12 protein-coding genes are annotated in these 14,607 nt (G+C 56.4%); 3 read left to right on the top strand and 9 right to left on the bottom strand.

Annotation, left to right across the window (positions count from 1 at the left end; all coding sequences use genetic code 11):
- Positions 1 to 13: 13 nt before the first annotated feature.
- The 3 genes from rmuC to udp form a co-directional block, all read right to left on the bottom strand.
- Positions 14 to 1,471 carry a DNA recombination protein RmuC gene (gene rmuC / locus CWR52_RS13525; RefSeq protein WP_104949902.1) on the bottom strand — a complete coding sequence of 486 codons (1,458 nt, stop codon included), beginning with the start codon at positions 1,469 to 1,471 and terminating at the stop codon, positions 14 to 16.
- 92 nt (positions 1,472 to 1,563) lie between these two features.
- Entirely contained in the window at positions 1,564 to 2,772 is a 1,209-nt protein-coding gene (locus CWR52_RS13520) for an RNA-guided endonuclease InsQ/TnpB family protein (RefSeq protein WP_104949901.1), read from the bottom strand.
- 692 nt (positions 2,773 to 3,464) lie between these two features.
- Positions 3,465 to 4,226 (bottom strand): uridine phosphorylase, encoded by a 762-nt coding sequence (gene udp / locus CWR52_RS13515; protein WP_003860792.1) that lies wholly within the window; start codon positions 4,224 to 4,226, stop codon positions 3,465 to 3,467.
- A 255-nt stretch (positions 4,227 to 4,481) separates the two neighbouring features.
- On the opposite strand from udp, the gene CWR52_RS13510 reads away from it, so the two are divergent.
- Positions 4,482 to 5,288, top strand: coding sequence for a dienelactone hydrolase family protein (locus CWR52_RS13510; RefSeq protein ID WP_104949900.1), 807 nt, complete (start codon positions 4,482 to 4,484; stop codon positions 5,286 to 5,288).
- Between the two features lie 43 nt (positions 5,289 to 5,331).
- On the opposite strand, the gene metE is transcribed toward CWR52_RS13510, so the two are convergent.
- Positions 5,332 to 7,593, bottom strand: coding sequence for a 5-methyltetrahydropteroyltriglutamate--homocysteine S-methyltransferase (metE, locus tag CWR52_RS13505; RefSeq protein WP_104949899.1), 2,262 nt, complete (start codon positions 7,591 to 7,593; stop codon positions 5,332 to 5,334).
- A 115-nt stretch (positions 7,594 to 7,708) separates the two neighbouring features.
- Here metE and metR point away from each other — a divergent pair, with 115 nt between their 5' ends.
- A complete protein-coding gene (gene metR, locus CWR52_RS13500) occupies positions 7,709 to 8,662 on the top strand; it encodes an HTH-type transcriptional regulator MetR (RefSeq protein ID WP_024907993.1) in 954 nt (317 codons plus the stop codon).
- Here metR and CWR52_RS13495 read toward each other — a convergent pair.
- From CWR52_RS13495 to pldB, 3 genes are all read right to left on the bottom strand, one after another.
- Positions 8,550 to 9,449: a carboxylate/amino acid/amine transporter gene (locus CWR52_RS13495; protein WP_104949898.1), complete on the bottom strand. Its 900-nt coding sequence runs from the start codon at positions 9,447 to 9,449 to the stop codon at positions 8,550 to 8,552. The genes metR and CWR52_RS13495 overlap by 113 nt on opposite strands.
- An 82-nt stretch (positions 9,450 to 9,531) precedes the next feature.
- Positions 9,532 to 10,332: a sugar/pyridoxal phosphate phosphatase YigL gene (gene yigL, locus CWR52_RS13490; RefSeq protein ID WP_021242854.1), complete on the bottom strand. Its 801-nt coding sequence runs from the start codon at positions 10,330 to 10,332 to the stop codon at positions 9,532 to 9,534.
- Between the two features lie 31 nt (positions 10,333 to 10,363).
- On the bottom strand, positions 10,364 to 11,356 hold the full coding sequence (gene pldB, locus CWR52_RS13485; protein WP_045417641.1) for a lysophospholipase L2: 993 nt from the start codon (positions 11,354 to 11,356) through the stop codon (positions 10,364 to 10,366).
- A gap of 110 nt (positions 11,357 to 11,466) precedes the next feature.
- Between pldB and rhtB the strand changes: the two genes are divergently transcribed.
- The gene (gene rhtB / locus CWR52_RS13480; protein ID WP_104949897.1) at positions 11,467 to 12,087 is read left to right on the top strand and encodes a homoserine/homoserine lactone efflux protein; all 621 of its coding nucleotides are present in this window, start codon (positions 11,467 to 11,469) and stop codon (positions 12,085 to 12,087) included.
- Here rhtB and rhtC read toward each other — a convergent pair.
- Positions 12,084 to 12,704, bottom strand: a complete 621-nt coding sequence (gene rhtC / locus CWR52_RS13475) for a threonine export protein RhtC (RefSeq protein WP_010426287.1) — start codon at positions 12,702 to 12,704, stop codon at positions 12,084 to 12,086. The two genes, rhtB and rhtC, sit on opposite strands and share 4 nt — an antisense overlap.
- Positions 12,705 to 12,765: 61 nt before the next feature.
- A complete protein-coding gene (gene recQ, locus CWR52_RS13470) occupies positions 12,766 to 14,595 on the bottom strand; it encodes an ATP-dependent DNA helicase RecQ (RefSeq protein WP_023326281.1) in 1,830 nt (609 codons plus the stop codon).
- Between the last annotated feature and the right edge of the window lie 12 nt (positions 14,596 to 14,607).

Below are 14,607 nucleotides of genomic sequence, written 5' to 3'. Positions count from 1 at the left end.
TTTGCCCTACGTTTCAACCACCGCGAAAGAAACGCGCCGGAGTCTCGTCTGGTGATAAATCCACCGCTAAAGTGTTGTCTTCACTGTTTGTCTTTTGTTCGTCCGCCCCTTCACGCAGGCGAAACTCGTCGTCCTGGGCGGTGGCCTGTTCCACCAATTCCGGATTAATCTCGCGTTTAACCTCTACCCCCAGGCTGCGGAATGATTCGGCCTGCGCCAGAAGATTGCCACGTCCTGAGGCGAGTTTTTTCATCGCCTGACGGTAGTTATCCTGCGCACGGTCCAGGCTCTGCCCGACGGAGGACATGTCATCCACGAAGAGGCGCATTTTGTCGTACAGCTTGCTGGCACGATCGGCAATCTGCTGCGCGTTGCGGCTCTGGTGCTCATAGCGCCACAGGTTCGCAATGGTGCGTAAGGCCACCAGCAGCGTGGTGGGGCTGACCAGCATAATGTTATTTTTGAGCGCTTCGGTGATGAGTTCAGGCTGCCTGTCGAGTGCCAGCAGAAACGCGGGCTCTACTGGGATAAACATCAGCACGTAGTCCAGCGAGCGCAGCCCCGGTAGCTGCTGATAGTCTTTTCTGCCGAGCAGGCGAATATGATTGCGCACGGAGGCAATGTGCTCCTGCAGCGCCGATTCGCGGGTGTAATCGTCCTCCGCATTGAAGTAACGCTCATACGCCACCAAAGTCATCTTGGCGTCAATCACCACATCTTTGCCCTGGGGCAGCCGCACGATCACATCCGGCTGCATTCGCGAGCGGGCATCGTTCTCAATGCTGACCTGCGTTTCGTATTCGTACCCTTCCCGAAGGCCTGAAGCTTCCAGGACGCGGGTCAGCACCACTTCTCCCCAGTTGCCTTGGGTTTTGTTATCCCCTTTAAGCGCGCGGGTCAGGTTGACCGCTTCCTGCGCCATCTGGGCATTCAGCTGCTGGAGATTGCGAATTTCATGCGCCAGGGTATGCCGCTCGCGGGCTTCCTGACCAAAGCTGTCCTGCACCTGACGACGAAAACCGTCCAGCTGCTCGCGCAGCGGCGTCAGCAGGCTGTTCAGGCTCTGGCGGTTCTGTTCGTCAACGCGGCGGTTGCTGTGCTCAAAAATGCGGTTTGCGAGATTTTCAAACTGTTCGCTGAGGCGCTGCTCGCTGTTGATCATCTGGCGGATTTTATCTTCCGCATGCAGCTGAGTGGATTCCAGGCGGGTGGTCACTTCACGGAGATCGGCCTCCAGCGAGGTGTTGATATCACGGAGGTTGCGCAGCTCGTTGTTGAGCAGTTCACACTCGTCGCGCCAGTGCTCACTCAGGGCAAGCTGCTGCTTTGCCGCGCTTAAATCAGCGACGATCTCTTCGCGTTCAGCCAGCTGATCGGCCTTCTGCTGCGCATGCTGATAGCTGGACATGAGCCAGCCTATCGCCACGCCTGCCAGCGCAATCACCGCATAAATCAGGATTGAGATATCCACAATGCCCCCTGCATCAACGTATTACCCGCACAAAATAGAATTGTGCTGTTTGGCATCCTCCCTGTCCTAAAGGACCGAGACCCCTACAGCGTTCAGATCGAAATCTGACTCGCCTCGGTGGGTTCCTGCTTCAATGGAAGGCCTGACTGCACCATCCCTCCACAGGCAAGCACGGCATGCCCTGCCGCTAAAATATTGCGCGCACCGTTGATATCGGCGTTCGCCCTGTATCCGCATATCTGACAAACAAATTTACTCTGAGACAGGCGATTTTCCTTCGAAGTATGACCACAATTGGCGCATCGCTGGCTGGTATATGCCGGAGGAACTGCAATCACCTGACCGCCTCGCCATCGCTGCTTGTACTCAAGCTGGCGACGCATTTCATACCACCCCTGATCCAGTATCGCGCGATTTAAGCTTGATTTGGCTCTGACGTTTCGCCCGTGCAACTCTACCTTGCCTTTCGCCGACTTCGACATGTTGCTGACCTTAAGATCCTCAATGACAATGATCGCGTGGCTTTTGCTGATTTCACTGGTGATTTTATGCAGATAGTCGCGCCGAATATTAGCAATGTGCGAATGTAAACTTTGCAGTTTCCGTTTCTGTTTTTTCCAATTAGCACTGAATTTTACTTTACGGCTTAACTGGCGGTGGAGCGTTGCCAGCTTAAGCTGACGGTTTTTTAAGCTGTTGACGGGCTTGTATACTGTGCCATCTGAAAGCGTTGCGAGTTTCATAACTCCAGCATCCAAGCCAACAATTGACGCTGCCTTATGAACGGGTTCGGCAACGTCGCACTCTGTCTGGATGCTAACAAACCATTTGCCACATGACTGATTAACTGTAACATTTTTCACTTCACCAGTGATTTTGCGGCTATTGCGGTAGCGTATCCATCCCAACTTTGGCAACGATATACGGCTGTTGGCTTGATCAAGCTTCACCCCCTGAGGGTAACGAAAAGCATCATTCTTCCCGCGTTTTTTTAAACGGGGGAATGCCGCGCGTTTCTGAAAAAAGTTCCTGTAACCACGTTCCAGATCTTTTAGCGACTGCTGTAACGTCTGCGATGGAGATGCTTTAAGCCACTCTGTTTCCGGATCGGCTTTCCAGGCTGTGAGCCAAAAAGCCATTTTTGTATAGGGAATGTACTTATTCCCTGTCTCATAGTTCTCATTCTGAAGCGCCAACGCGCGGTTAAAAACGAAGCGACAAGCTCCAGCGAAGCGCCACATATCTCGCTCCTGCTGACCATCGGGTCTCAACTGAAATTTGAAGGCTTGAAGTCGTTTCATTGACACTATTCTACTTTGGTCTATGGCAAATGAAACCGCATTCGCCGTGACTACTGAGAGATTGCTCAGCACGATTACTACAAAGGCGTTCTGTGGACTCAAGGTTATTTTACAAGTAGTTGTAGCAGTGCTGCCGACACGGATTTGACAATACGTTGAGCGACAACGAATACCAGGTTAACCCAAAATCACACCCTATGCTCCTGCTCTGAAGGACGTGTTTTATAACGAACCTGTATAAACGTCCAGTTCGACTGGGTGTTCCTGCGAGGCGCTACGCAAAAAATATTCATTTAATAGCAAGGGTCGTGACAATAACAGAGGTGGATATAAGGGATTAGAAGGAAGCTTCCAAATTAAAATTTGTATCCTTAAACCAATATCTGCTCAAGGTAAGGTTTTCAGTAGTTTCCTTATTTTGTCTTGTCAGAAACCATTAACGCAAAGCGGTGCATTTTCTTGAACATGATATGCAAACCAACAGAATACTTAAGGGAATATCTTGTTTATGAATCTGGTACAAAATGCTAACGAAATCATGGAGTTCGTAACTTCAGTTTTTACAATTGTTATATTTATTCACTCCATATGGCGCTGATTAAGTGAGCTGATTTTCATGTGATTATGGGGTAAGTGACTTTCTGAAAAAAATAAAGGCCGAACGTGTCGGCCTTTGATTTCAGAGGAGGGGACTAGATCAGGCGACGCGCCGCTTCCACCACGATTTTCACCGCATGACTTTCGGTCTGCTTCATGGTTTCGGCGTTCGGGATCTCCTGCTGGGTACGGTTGACGATGACGCCCGCCACCATACCGGCACGCAGACCCTGGCTTGCGCACATGGTCAGCAGCGTGGCGGATTCCATTTCGTAGTTCATCACGCCCATCGACTGCCATTCTTCCATGGAGCCTTTGAAGCGGCTTACCACGCGGCCAGAGAAGGTGTCGTAACGCTCCTGGCCCGGGTAGAAGGTATCGGAAGATGCGGTTACGCCCACGTGGGTGGTTGCGCCCACGGATTTCGCAGCTTCAACCAGCGCGGTGGTGCACTCGAAATCTGCCACCGCCGGGAACTCCATCGGTGCAAAGTGGAGGCTTGCGCCATCCAGACGCACGGACGCGGTCGTCACCAGCACGTCGCCGACGTTGATATGCGGCTGAATAGCGCCGGTGGTACCGATACGCAGGAAAGTACGAATGCCCAGCTGTGCCAGCTCTTCAACAGCAATCGAAGTAGACGGGCCACCGATACCGGTAGAACACACGATCACGGCTTTACCATCCAGCTCTGCACGCCAGGTGGTGAATTCACGATGGGCTGCCAGCTTAACCGGCTTATCCATCAGCGCGGCGATCTTTTCCACACGCTCCGGATCGCCAGGGACGATAGCGAGCGTAGCCCCTTGTAAATCGTTTTTAGTGAGGCCGAGATGAAAAACATCAGACTTAGACATAGGTGACTCCTCTGTGGGTCGGTTAGTCAGAAGAAGTAAAACGGTACTTTACAGAAGCAGTAAGCATATTTACGTGACGCACCTCACCATGAATGAAAATGATTACATTGAATTTCCATAAAAAAGTGATTTACATCACATTAACAAGTTATATCGTCAGGTGCTGCACAAAAGATAGACCGTTTAAGGCACTGTGAGTTGTTAACCTGGTGTCTATATTTACCTTTGCGCTAACTGATTGGTACGGAGAATGCCATGACTGAAAAAACCGGTTTTGCACCTGCTGCGGCCCCGCATACCTCAACCATCGTCTCAACATCTGAAGACGCCATCACGGCGGGTGAGACCTCTATTCCATCGCAGGGGGAGAATATGCCTGCTTACCACGCACGACCAAAATCGGCAGACGGTCCGCTGCCCATCGTGATCGTGGTTCAGGAAATTTTCGGTGTTCACGAACACATTCGCGACCTCTGCCGCCGGCTGGCGCTGGAAGGCTATCTGGCCGTTGCGCCAGAGCTCTACTTCCGTCAGGGCGATCCGAACGACTACAGCGATATTCCCACCTTGCTCAGCAACCTGGTCAGCAAAGTCCCGGACGCGCAGGTGCTGGCCGACCTCGATCACGTCGCCAGCTGGGCGGCGCGCAACGGGGGCGATCCCCATCGTCTGCTGGTCACCGGTTTCTGCTGGGGCGGACGCATTAGCTGGCTGTATGCCGCGCATAACCCGCAGCTCAAAGCCGCTGTCGCCTGGTACGGCAAACTGGTGGGTGAAAAAACGCTGAATTCACCGAAACATCCGGTTGATATCGCCACCGAGTTAAATGCCCCCGTGTTAGGGCTTTACGGCGGTCAGGACACCGGTATTTCGCTGGATTCGGTAGAAACCATGCGCCATGCGCTCCGCGCGGCAAATGCGAAGGCGGAGATCGTGGTATACCCGGATGCCGGGCATGCGTTTAACGCCGACTATCGTCCGAGCTATCACGCTGAATCGGCCAAAGACGGCTGGCAGCGGATGCTGGCGTGGTTTAGCCAGTACGGCGGGAAGAAAGCATAAAAAAAGCCCGGTGGCGGCTGCGCCTTACCGGGCCTGCGCGTCATCAAGCCTGACGTAAGTTCTGCGCCGCCTTCACCATGTTGGCGAGCGCGGCGCGCGTCTCCGGCCAGCCGCGGGTTTTCAGGCCGCAGTCCGGGTTCACCCACAGGCGCTCAGCGGGAATGCGCTGGGCCGCTTTTTTCAGCAGGGCTTCAATCCACTCCACGCTCGGCACGTTCGGAGAGTGGATGTCGTACACCCCCGGCCCGATTTCGTTCGGGTAGTCGAACTCTTCAAACGACTCCAGCAGCTCCATGTCTGAACGCGAGGTCTCGATGGTGATCACGTCGGCATCCAGCGCGGCAATGGAGTCCATGATGTCGTTAAATTCGCAGTAACACATGTGGGTGTGGATCTGCGTGTCGTCCTTCGCCACCGCGGCGTTGATGCGGAATGCCTCCACGCCCCACTTCAGGTAGGCATCCCAGTCGCTACGGCGCAGCGGCAGACCTTCGCGCAGGGCCGGTTCGTCAATCTGGATGATGCCAATGCCTGCCGCTTCCAGATCTGCCACTTCATCACGCAGCGCCAGCGCGATTTGCTTCGCGATAGTTTCACGGGTTACGTCTTCGCGCGGGAAGGACCAGCAAAGAATGGTCACCGGACCGGTGAGCATGCCTTTCACCGGCTTGTCGGTAAGGGACTGCGCGTATTTTGCCCACTCCACGGTGATCGCCTCCGGACGGCTGACGTCGCCGATCACCACCGGCGGCTTCACGCAGCGGGAGCCGTAGCTCTGCACCCAGCCATTCTGGGTAAACACAAAGCCGTCCAGGTGCTCACCAAAGTATTCCACCATGTCGTTACGCTCGGCCTCACCGTGCACCAGCACGTCCAGCCCCAGCCGCTCCTGCTCAATAATCGCCTGCTTGATGTGTTCGGCGATACCGGTGCGGTAGTGATTCGCATCCAGGTTACCCTTTTTGAAGTCCAGACGCAGGCCACGAATTTCGGTGGTTTGTGGGAAGGAACCGATGGTGGTGGTCGGCCACGCAGGCAGGTTGAAGCGGGCACGCTGCGCTTCAGCACGCACCTCGTACGGACTTTGACGCTGGCTGTCCCGGGCGGTGATGGCCGCCAGGCGTTTTTCCACCGCCGGGTTATGCACGCGCGCCGAGTGACGACGTGCCTGGATCGGCCCACTCCATGCGCTGATCGCCGCCGTGTCGCCGCTGTTCAGCGCATCGCGCAGCAGCGTCAGCTCTTCACATTTTTGCAGGGCGAAGGCAAACCAGCTTTTTACCTCAGCATCAAGACGGGTTTCCACGCTCAAATCGATCGGGCTGTGCAGCAGGGAGCAGGACGAGGCAACCCACAGCTCACGTTTGCCGACGATGTCCTTAATCTGCGCATATTTCTCGGTCAGATCGGCGCGCCAGACGTTACGACCGTTAACCAGACCGGCGGAGAGCAGCCAGTCTGCGGGCAGTCGCTTGTGCAGTTCCGCGACATCGTCTTTGCCGTGAACCAGGTCAACGTGCAGGCCCTGAACCGGCAGCGCGGTAATGGTGTTCAGGTTCGGCGTGACGCCCTCAAAATAGGTCGTCAGCAGGAGCTTTACCTGCCCGGCGAGCGCGTCATACGCCGGTTTGAAGGCATCGAGCCACGCCTGCGGCAGCTCAAGCACCAGCGCCGGCTCGTCGATTTGCACCCACTGAATGCCGCGCTTGCCCAACTCAATCAGCACCTGTTTATAGACCGGCAGAATATCCTTCAGCAGGCTGAGCCGGTCAAACGGCTCGCCTTTAACTTTGCCCAGCCACAGGTACGTTACCGGCCCAAGCAGCACAGGTTTCACCTGGTGGCCCAGCGCCAGCGCTTCGTCCACTTCATCCAGAAGCTGCGTCCAGGTCAGCCTGAACTGCTGACCTTTTACGAACTCCGGCACCATATAGTGATAGTTAGTGTTAAACCATTTAGTCATTTCCGCCGCTGCCGCTGGCTCACCCGTTGGCGCACGGCCACGGCCGATGCGGAACAGAGTATCGATATCTACCGATCCATCTTTGTTCTGATGACGAGCCGGCACGTTGCCAAGCAGCAGGCTGGTCGTCAGAACATGGTCGTACCAGGCGAAATCGCCCACCGGCAGCAGGTCAATCCCCGCCTGTTTTTGCTGCTCCCAGTGACGGGCGCGCAGCTCGCGTCCCACCGCCAGCAGTTCTTCACGGGTGGCGTTACCCGCCCAGTAGCTTTCTTGTGCTTTTTTCAGCTCGCGACGCAGGCCAACGCGAGGGAAACCGAGTGTGTGATTGCGGATTGTCATGGTGTGCCCCTTATGAAATTCGTTATTTAGACGTCCAGATGTTTACACATCTATAATTGGCAGGTACTGTATATTCCTCAAGCGCAATATGTTCATGGCGAAGTGAAGGACTTTCATGATCGAGATAAAACACCTGAAAACGCTACAAGCGTTGCGGAACTGCGGCTCGCTCGCGGCGGCTGCGGCCACGCTGCACCAGACCCAGTCCGCCCTTTCTCACCAGTTCAGCGATCTGGAACAACGCCTCGGCTTCCGTCTTTTTGTGCGTAAGAGCCAGCCGCTGCGCTTTACGCCGCAGGGTGAAATTCTTCTTCAGCTGGCGAATCAGGTCCTGCCACAAATCGCCAGCGCGCTCCAGGCGTGCAACGAACCGCAGCAGACCACGCTGCGTATCGCCATTGAGTGCCATAGCTGTATTCAGTGGCTGACCCCCGCGCTTGAGAACTTCCGCCAGAAGTGGCCGCAGGTGGAGATGGACTTTAAATCCGGCGTGACGTTCGACCCGCAACCCTCGCTGCAGCAGGGCGAGCTGGATCTGGTGATGACGTCCGATATTCTGCCGCGCAGCGGCCTGCACTATTCGCCGATGTTTGATTATGAAGTACGCCTGGTACTGGCGCCGGATCATCCGCTGGCGGCCAAAACGCGCATCACGCCAGAAGACCTGGCGACGGAAACGCTGCTGATTTACCCGGTTCAGCGCAGTCGTCTGGATATCTGGCGACACTTCCTGCAGCCCGCGGGCATCAGTCCGCAGCTGAAAAGCGTGGATAACACCCTGCTGTTGATTCAGATGGTGGCGGCCAGAATGGGTATCGCGGCGCTGCCGCACTGGGTGGTAGAGAGCTTTGAACGCCAGGGTCTGGTGGTGACCAAAACCCTGGGTGAAGGACTGTGGAGCCGACTGTACGCCGCCGTGCGCGATGGCGAGCAGCGTCAGCCAATTACGGAGGCGTTTATTCGCTCAGCGCGGAACCACGCGTGCGACCATCTTCCGTTTGTGCGGAGCGCGGAGCGACCCAGCGGCGATGGACCCACAGCGAAGCCAGGATCACCGCTCCCCCAATAAGGAAGCTCGGCCAGTGCGGCTGTTGCTGCCAGATGGCAAGGTTGACCAACAACCCAGCCGGAACATGCACGTTGTTCATGATCCCCAGCGTACCGGCGTCTACCTGCGTAGCGCCGTAGTTCCACATAAAGTACCCCAGCCCCGACGCCACCACGCCCAGCCAGACCAGAACGCTCCACTGCACGGTGGTGGTCGGCAGCTTTTGCGGGTTGCCGAGCGTAAACCACGCCGCCACCGCGACGATCGCCGCGCCCATATAGAACCACGCAAACGCGTTGTGCTGCGGCATCGGGCGGGTTTCCATCAGGCGTTTGTAGCCCACCATACCAATGGCAAAGCTGATGTTAGCAAGCTGGACGAACATCAGCCCGGTCCAGAAGTGATCGCTCACTTTGTCGTAGCGAATAATCGCCGCGCCGATCACCGCCAGCGCCGCGCTCAGCAGGTATCCCCAGCGCAGACGGCGTTTACTCAGCAGATCGTATATCAGCGTGATGTAGAGCGGCGTCAGCACGGTAAAGAGCAGGAATTCCGAGACGGACAGATAGACGTAAGCCCGGAAGCTGAACAGGTACATGATGCCGAGCTGCATCGCTCCCACCAGCATGTACAGCACAATCGTTTTCAGCGACTGTCCGCGCGTGCGCAGAAACGGCAGGAACACCAGCGCCGCCAGCCCCACGCGCATCAGCACCGAGAAGTAGCTGTCGACTGCACCGGCAAGGTATTCGCCAATCAGGCTAAAGGAGAAGGCCCACAGGATAGTGGTGATAATGAGTAGCGCCACAATGCTTGTCTCTCAGAAAGAAGGACAGGCATTGTAGCGAACTCTTTAGTTGACATCTGAGCAATAAACAATCAAATGAAGATTATTCAAGGAACAGCTTGCGCAGGTATTTCGGTACCGCGTTGTCAGCGTTAGAACCAATCACCTCCAGCTCCGGGTGCAGATCTTTCAGACGCTGATGCGCGTTCTGCATGATGCAGCCCTTGCCCGCCATCGACAGCATTTCGGCATCGTTCATGCCGTCACCAAAGGCGATACAGTCTTTCAGCTCGAAGCCCAGACGTTTCGCGACCGCTTCCAGGGCGTGGCCTTTGGAGACACCTCCCGCCATCACTTCCAGACAGGTGAGCGTTGAGAAGCTGACGTTAACGCGATCGCCCCAGCGGGCGTTGATCGCCTGTTCCAGCGGGAGCAGTTCTTCGTGGCTGTCGCAGGTGAAGAACACCTTACTGATCCCCTCCGGCTCAAGAAGGCCCGGCTCGTACAGGGAGTAGTTAAATACCGCTTCTTTGAAGAAACGCATTTCATCCGGGCGATGGCGGTTCATGAACCAGTCGTCGTCACGGTAAACGTTCGTGACGATAGCCGGATTATTGTGCACCACGCCAAACAGATCGGCGGCAATATCGCGATCCAGGTTGTGGGTGAAGATCAGGTTGCCGTCGGTATCATGCACGCGCGCACCGTTGGAGGTGATCATGTACGACTTGATCTCCAGATTATCGCGGATCTGCCCCACGTCCACGTGGTGGCGGCCGGTGGCAAACACAAAGTTCACGCCCCGTGCCGTCAGCAGCTTTAGGGTCTCTTTCGCGTAAGGCGACAGGGTGTGGTCAGGGGAAAGCAGCGTGCCATCTAAATCAGATGCAACAACCTGGTACATAGGGATTTCAACCTCTGGTGGAAAACGATAATCAATTATGCCTGTTGAAAAATTCAACAATGGCGTTGAGCGCGACTGAGCGCATAGCGTCCTTTTCAAAAAGGATCTCATGGTACGCGCCGTTGATGACCAGCGGTTTACCCCCTTCACAAGGGTGACCGGCGGCCGCGCGCAGTTCACAATAGCGGTCATGCATGCGGTTATCCACCACACGCTCTTCTTCCGCCTGGATCAGAAGCGTCGGCGTGTCATCATCGCCCACGCCTGCCAGCACCTGCTCACCGGCCAGAATACCTTCCCGCACCCAGTGCCAGGTCGGGCCGCCGACACGTAAGCGTGGTTCATCGGCATAAAAGCGCAGGTTGCGGCGATAACGCTGCCGACTGTGGGTTAAGACGTTGATGGCGAACGGCAGCGCGCGCCAGCGTCCGGTTCCGATGGCATAGCCTTCACGAATGCGCTGATGGCCCTCAGCCCAGTCGAGAAGATGGCGCACCATCCAGTCCGGGAAACGTATGACGATACCGTACATCGGCGCGGTCAGCGCAATGGCATCGCACTGGTGTTCATAACGCTGCAAAAACAGCGTCGATATCGCGCCCCCCATGGAGTGCGCAAGAATGTATCGCTTACGCCAGGGACCGGGCTGAACTTCCTGCTGCCAGAACGCGGCAAAATCGTCGACGTAATCACTGAAGCGATCGACGTGCCCACGATGCGTGTCCGGAAGCATGCGCCCGGACAGCCCCTGTCCACGGTGGTCGATGATCAGCACATCGAACCCCATATGGACCAGGTCGTAGGCCAGTTCGGCGTATTTAACGTAGCTTTCGATACGTCCGGGACAGACGACGATCACCCGGTCATTTTTTTCATTTCGGAAACGAACGAAGCGCACCGGGATGCCCCCGACGCCCGTAAACGCATCTTCCTCACGCTGCCGCCAGAAATCGGTCAGCGGCCCCATAGAGAAAGCAGCAAAAGCGTTTTCTCGTGTTTCCCAGTCCTTTTTCTGCTGAAACATTGGGTTTCCACTCACGTAATCCAGGGAATATCGTTTTTTTCGTCACCGGTCACAAAATGACTCAATAATAGCGTATTGTGGCATAAAAATAGACGGTTCGGGAGTTTCAAATGACCTTCGAGTGGTGGTTCGCCTACCTGCTGACATCCATTATCCTCAGCCTTTCGCCGGGCTCGGGCGCCATTAACACCATGACTACCTCCATCAACCACGGCTATCGCGGTGCGGCGGCATCGATTGCCGGTTTGCAGACCGGGCTGGGCATTCATATCGTGCTGGTCGGGATTGGTCTGGGAACCCTGTTCTCCCGCTCCGTGCTGGCCTTTGAAATGCTGAAATGGGCCGGGGCGGCGTATCTGATTTGGCTCGGCATCCAGCAGTGGCGCGCGGCAGGCTCCATCAACCTGAACACGCTCGCGCAGACGCAAAACCGCGGTCATCTGTTTAAGCGTGCGGTGTTCGTCAACCTGACCAACCCGAAGAGCATTGTGTTCCTCGCCGCGCTGTTCCCGCAGTTTATCGTGCCGCATCAGCCCCAGGTGATGCAGTACGTGGTGCTGGGCGCGACCACCATTATTGTCGATATCATTGTGATGATTGGTTACGCGACGCTGGCGCAGCGGATTGCGGCGTGGATTAAAGGGCCTAAGCAGATGAAGGCCCTGAATAAAGTCTTTGGTTCGCTGTTTATGCTGGTTGGCGCGCTGCTTGCGTCAGCGCGTCATGCTTAGCGAGAAATAATAAGATGAATGCCGAAGCCGGCGAACAGCGCGCCGGCGAAGCCGTCAATCCACTTCGCGATACGCTGGTAGCCACGGCGCATCGCCGGTAAGGCAAACAGGCTGGCCACGATGGTAAACCAGGCAAAGGTTTCCACAACGATCAGCAGGAAGATGCCCCAGCGTGCGCCCGCACCGACGCTATCACCCACAAACAGCGAGAACACGGAGCCGAAATAGATAATCGCTTTCGGGTTCGCCAGGTTGGTCAGCAGACCTTTTACAAAGCTGCGGCCGCCCGTTGCCAGCTCTACCTTTGGCTCTTCCGGTTTTTTCTCTTCTTTCTTCAGCGCCCCGCGCAGCATCTGGTAGCCCATCCAGCACAGGTACAGCCCGCCGCCAACCATAATGATGTTATGCAGCCAGGCCATCTTTGCCAGGATCAGGTTCAGACCGAGCAGCGCAACGGCCGCCCAGACCATAACGCCCATGGTGATACCGAGCACGCCCATCATCGCCTCTTTGCGGGAGCGGCTGACGGCCGTTTGTGACACGAAGAAAAAGTCAGGTCCCGGGCTCATTAGCGCAACAATGTGCACTAACGCCACGGTGAGAAATAGCATCAACATAATTAACTCGCGGGGAAATAATTCAGTGAGTCATCATCCTGGCACTTTTTCGCCCGGCTGACTACTCCTCATCATCACCGTCGGCGTGAGAACGGATGAGCGCCATAAACTCTTTACCGAAGCGCTCCAGCTTGCGCGTGCCGACGCCGTTGACGCTGAGCATTTCGCTGGCGCTGAGCGGCATCTGCTCGGCCATCTCAATCAGGGTCGCGTCGTTGAACACCACGTAAGGCGGGATATTCTCTTCATCGGCGATGGCTTTACGCAGCTTGCGCAGTTTGGCAAACAGCTTGCGGTCGTAGTTGCCGCCGTACGATTTTTGCATCACCCGCGGCTTGAGGGCGACCACGCGCGGCACGGCGAGCTTCAGTTCAACGTCACCGCGCAGGACCGGACGCGCCGCTTCGGTCAGCTGAAGCGCGGAGTGCTGAGCAATGTTCTGTGTGGCAAAGCCGAGGTGGATCAGCTGACGAATAATACTGACCCAGTGCTCGTGGCTCTGATCCTTGCCAATGCCGTAGACAGGCAGCTTGTCGTGGCCCATGTCGCGGATACGCTGGTTGTTGGCACCCCGCAGCACCTCCACCACGTAGCCCATCCCGAAGCGCTGGTTCACGCGGTAAATGGTCGAGAGCGCCTTACGTGCGTCCATCAGGCCATCGTACTGCTTTGGCGGATCGAGGCAGATATCGCAGTTGCCGCAGGGCTCCTGTCGCCCTTCACCAAAGTAGTTGAGCAGCACCAGACGGCGGCAGGTTTGCGCTTCAGCGAAGGCACCCATCGCGTTGAGCTTGTGGCGTTCAATATCCTGCAGCTGCCCCTGCGGTTTTTCCTCCAGACAGCGGCGCAGCCACGCCATATCGGCCGGATCGTAAAACAGCATCGCTTCCGCAGGCAGACCGTCACGTCCGGCGCGGCCGGTTTCCTGATAGTAGGATTCGATATTGCGCGGAATGTCGAAGTGCACCACAAAGCGCACGTTCGGCTTATTGATCCCCATCCCGAACGCCACCGTCGCAACCACGATCTGCAGATCATCGCGCTGGAATTTCTCCTGCACGTCAGCGCGGATGTGGTTCTCTAACCCGGCGTGATAGGCGGCGGCGCTAAAGCCGCGGTTTTGCAGCCGCGCGGCGGTGTCTTCCACCTTCGCCCGACTGTTGCAGTAGATGATGCCGGACTTGCCGCGCTGCTCCTGGACGTAGCGCAGGAGCTGATCCAGCGGCTTGAATTTTTCCATCAGCATGTAGCGGATATTCGGGCGGTCGAAGCTGCTGACCTGAATATACGGGTCGTTCAGCCCGAGTAGACGAACGATATCCAGCCGCGTGGTGTCATCCGCCGTGGCGGTGAGCGCCATAAACGGCAGCTCGGGGAAGCGCTGACGCAGCTGGCCGAGGGCAGCGTATTCCGGGCGGAAATCGTGTCCCCACTGCGAGATACAGTGCGCTTCATCTACCGCCAGCAGCACCGGGTTCCAGTGCGCCAGATGATCGAGGAAGTTATCCAGCATCAGGCGTTCCGGGGCGATATACAGCAGACGGATCTGCCCGGTGCGGCACCCGGCCATCACCTCTTGCTGCTGCTCCCGGGTTTGCGTGGAGTTAAGACAGGCGGCCGCGACGCCGTTGGCGAGCAGCTGGTCAACCTGGTCTTTCATTAGCGAAATGAGTGGGGATACCACGACCGTCAGGCCGTTAAGCACCAGCGCGGGCACCTGATAACAGAGGGATTTACCGCCGCCGGTCGGCATCACCACCAGGCAGTCACGGCCTTGCAGCACCGTTTCAATGATGGTTTCCTGGCCAGGGCGGAACTGCTGGTAGCCAAAGGTTTCATGCAAAACCTGTTTAGCCAGCGACTCCTGATTCAATACTTCCGCCTGCGCCACATTAACCCCATA

Origin of the sequence: Enterobacter sp. SGAir0187 (assembly GCF_002952735.2) — a bacterium.
Taxonomy (GTDB): Bacteria; Pseudomonadota; Gammaproteobacteria; order Enterobacterales; family Enterobacteriaceae; genus Enterobacter; species Enterobacter quasiroggenkampii.
This window is presented reverse-complemented; position numbering and strand designations above follow the sequence as displayed.

Bases quoted from the DNA above. Each gene is read 5' to 3' on its own strand.
- CWR52_RS13520 (WP_104949901.1), bottom strand. From the start codon at position 2,772: ATGAAACGACTTCAAGCCTTCAAATTTCAGTTGAGACCCGATGGTCAG.
- pldB (WP_045417641.1), bottom strand. From the start codon at position 11,356: ATGTTTCAGCAGAAAAAGGACTGGGAAACACGAGAAAACGCTTTTGCT.
- CWR52_RS13510 (WP_104949900.1), top strand. From the start codon at position 4,482: ATGACTGAAAAAACCGGTTTTGCACCTGCTGCGGCCCCGCATACCTCA.
- yigL (WP_021242854.1), bottom strand. From the start codon at position 10,332: ATGTACCAGGTTGTTGCATCTGATTTAGATGGCACGCTGCTTTCCCCT.
- rhtC (WP_010426287.1), bottom strand. From the start codon at position 12,704: ATGTTGATGCTATTTCTCACCGTGGCGTTAGTGCACATTGTTGCGCTA.
- rhtB (WP_104949897.1), top strand. From the start codon at position 11,467: ATGACCTTCGAGTGGTGGTTCGCCTACCTGCTGACATCCATTATCCTC.
- metE (WP_104949899.1), bottom strand. From the start codon at position 7,593: ATGACAATCCGCAATCACACACTCGGTTTCCCTCGCGTTGGCCTGCGT.
- metR (WP_024907993.1), top strand. From the start codon at position 7,709: ATGATCGAGATAAAACACCTGAAAACGCTACAAGCGTTGCGGAACTGC.
- udp (WP_003860792.1), bottom strand. From the start codon at position 4,226: ATGTCTAAGTCTGATGTTTTTCATCTCGGCCTCACTAAAAACGATTTA.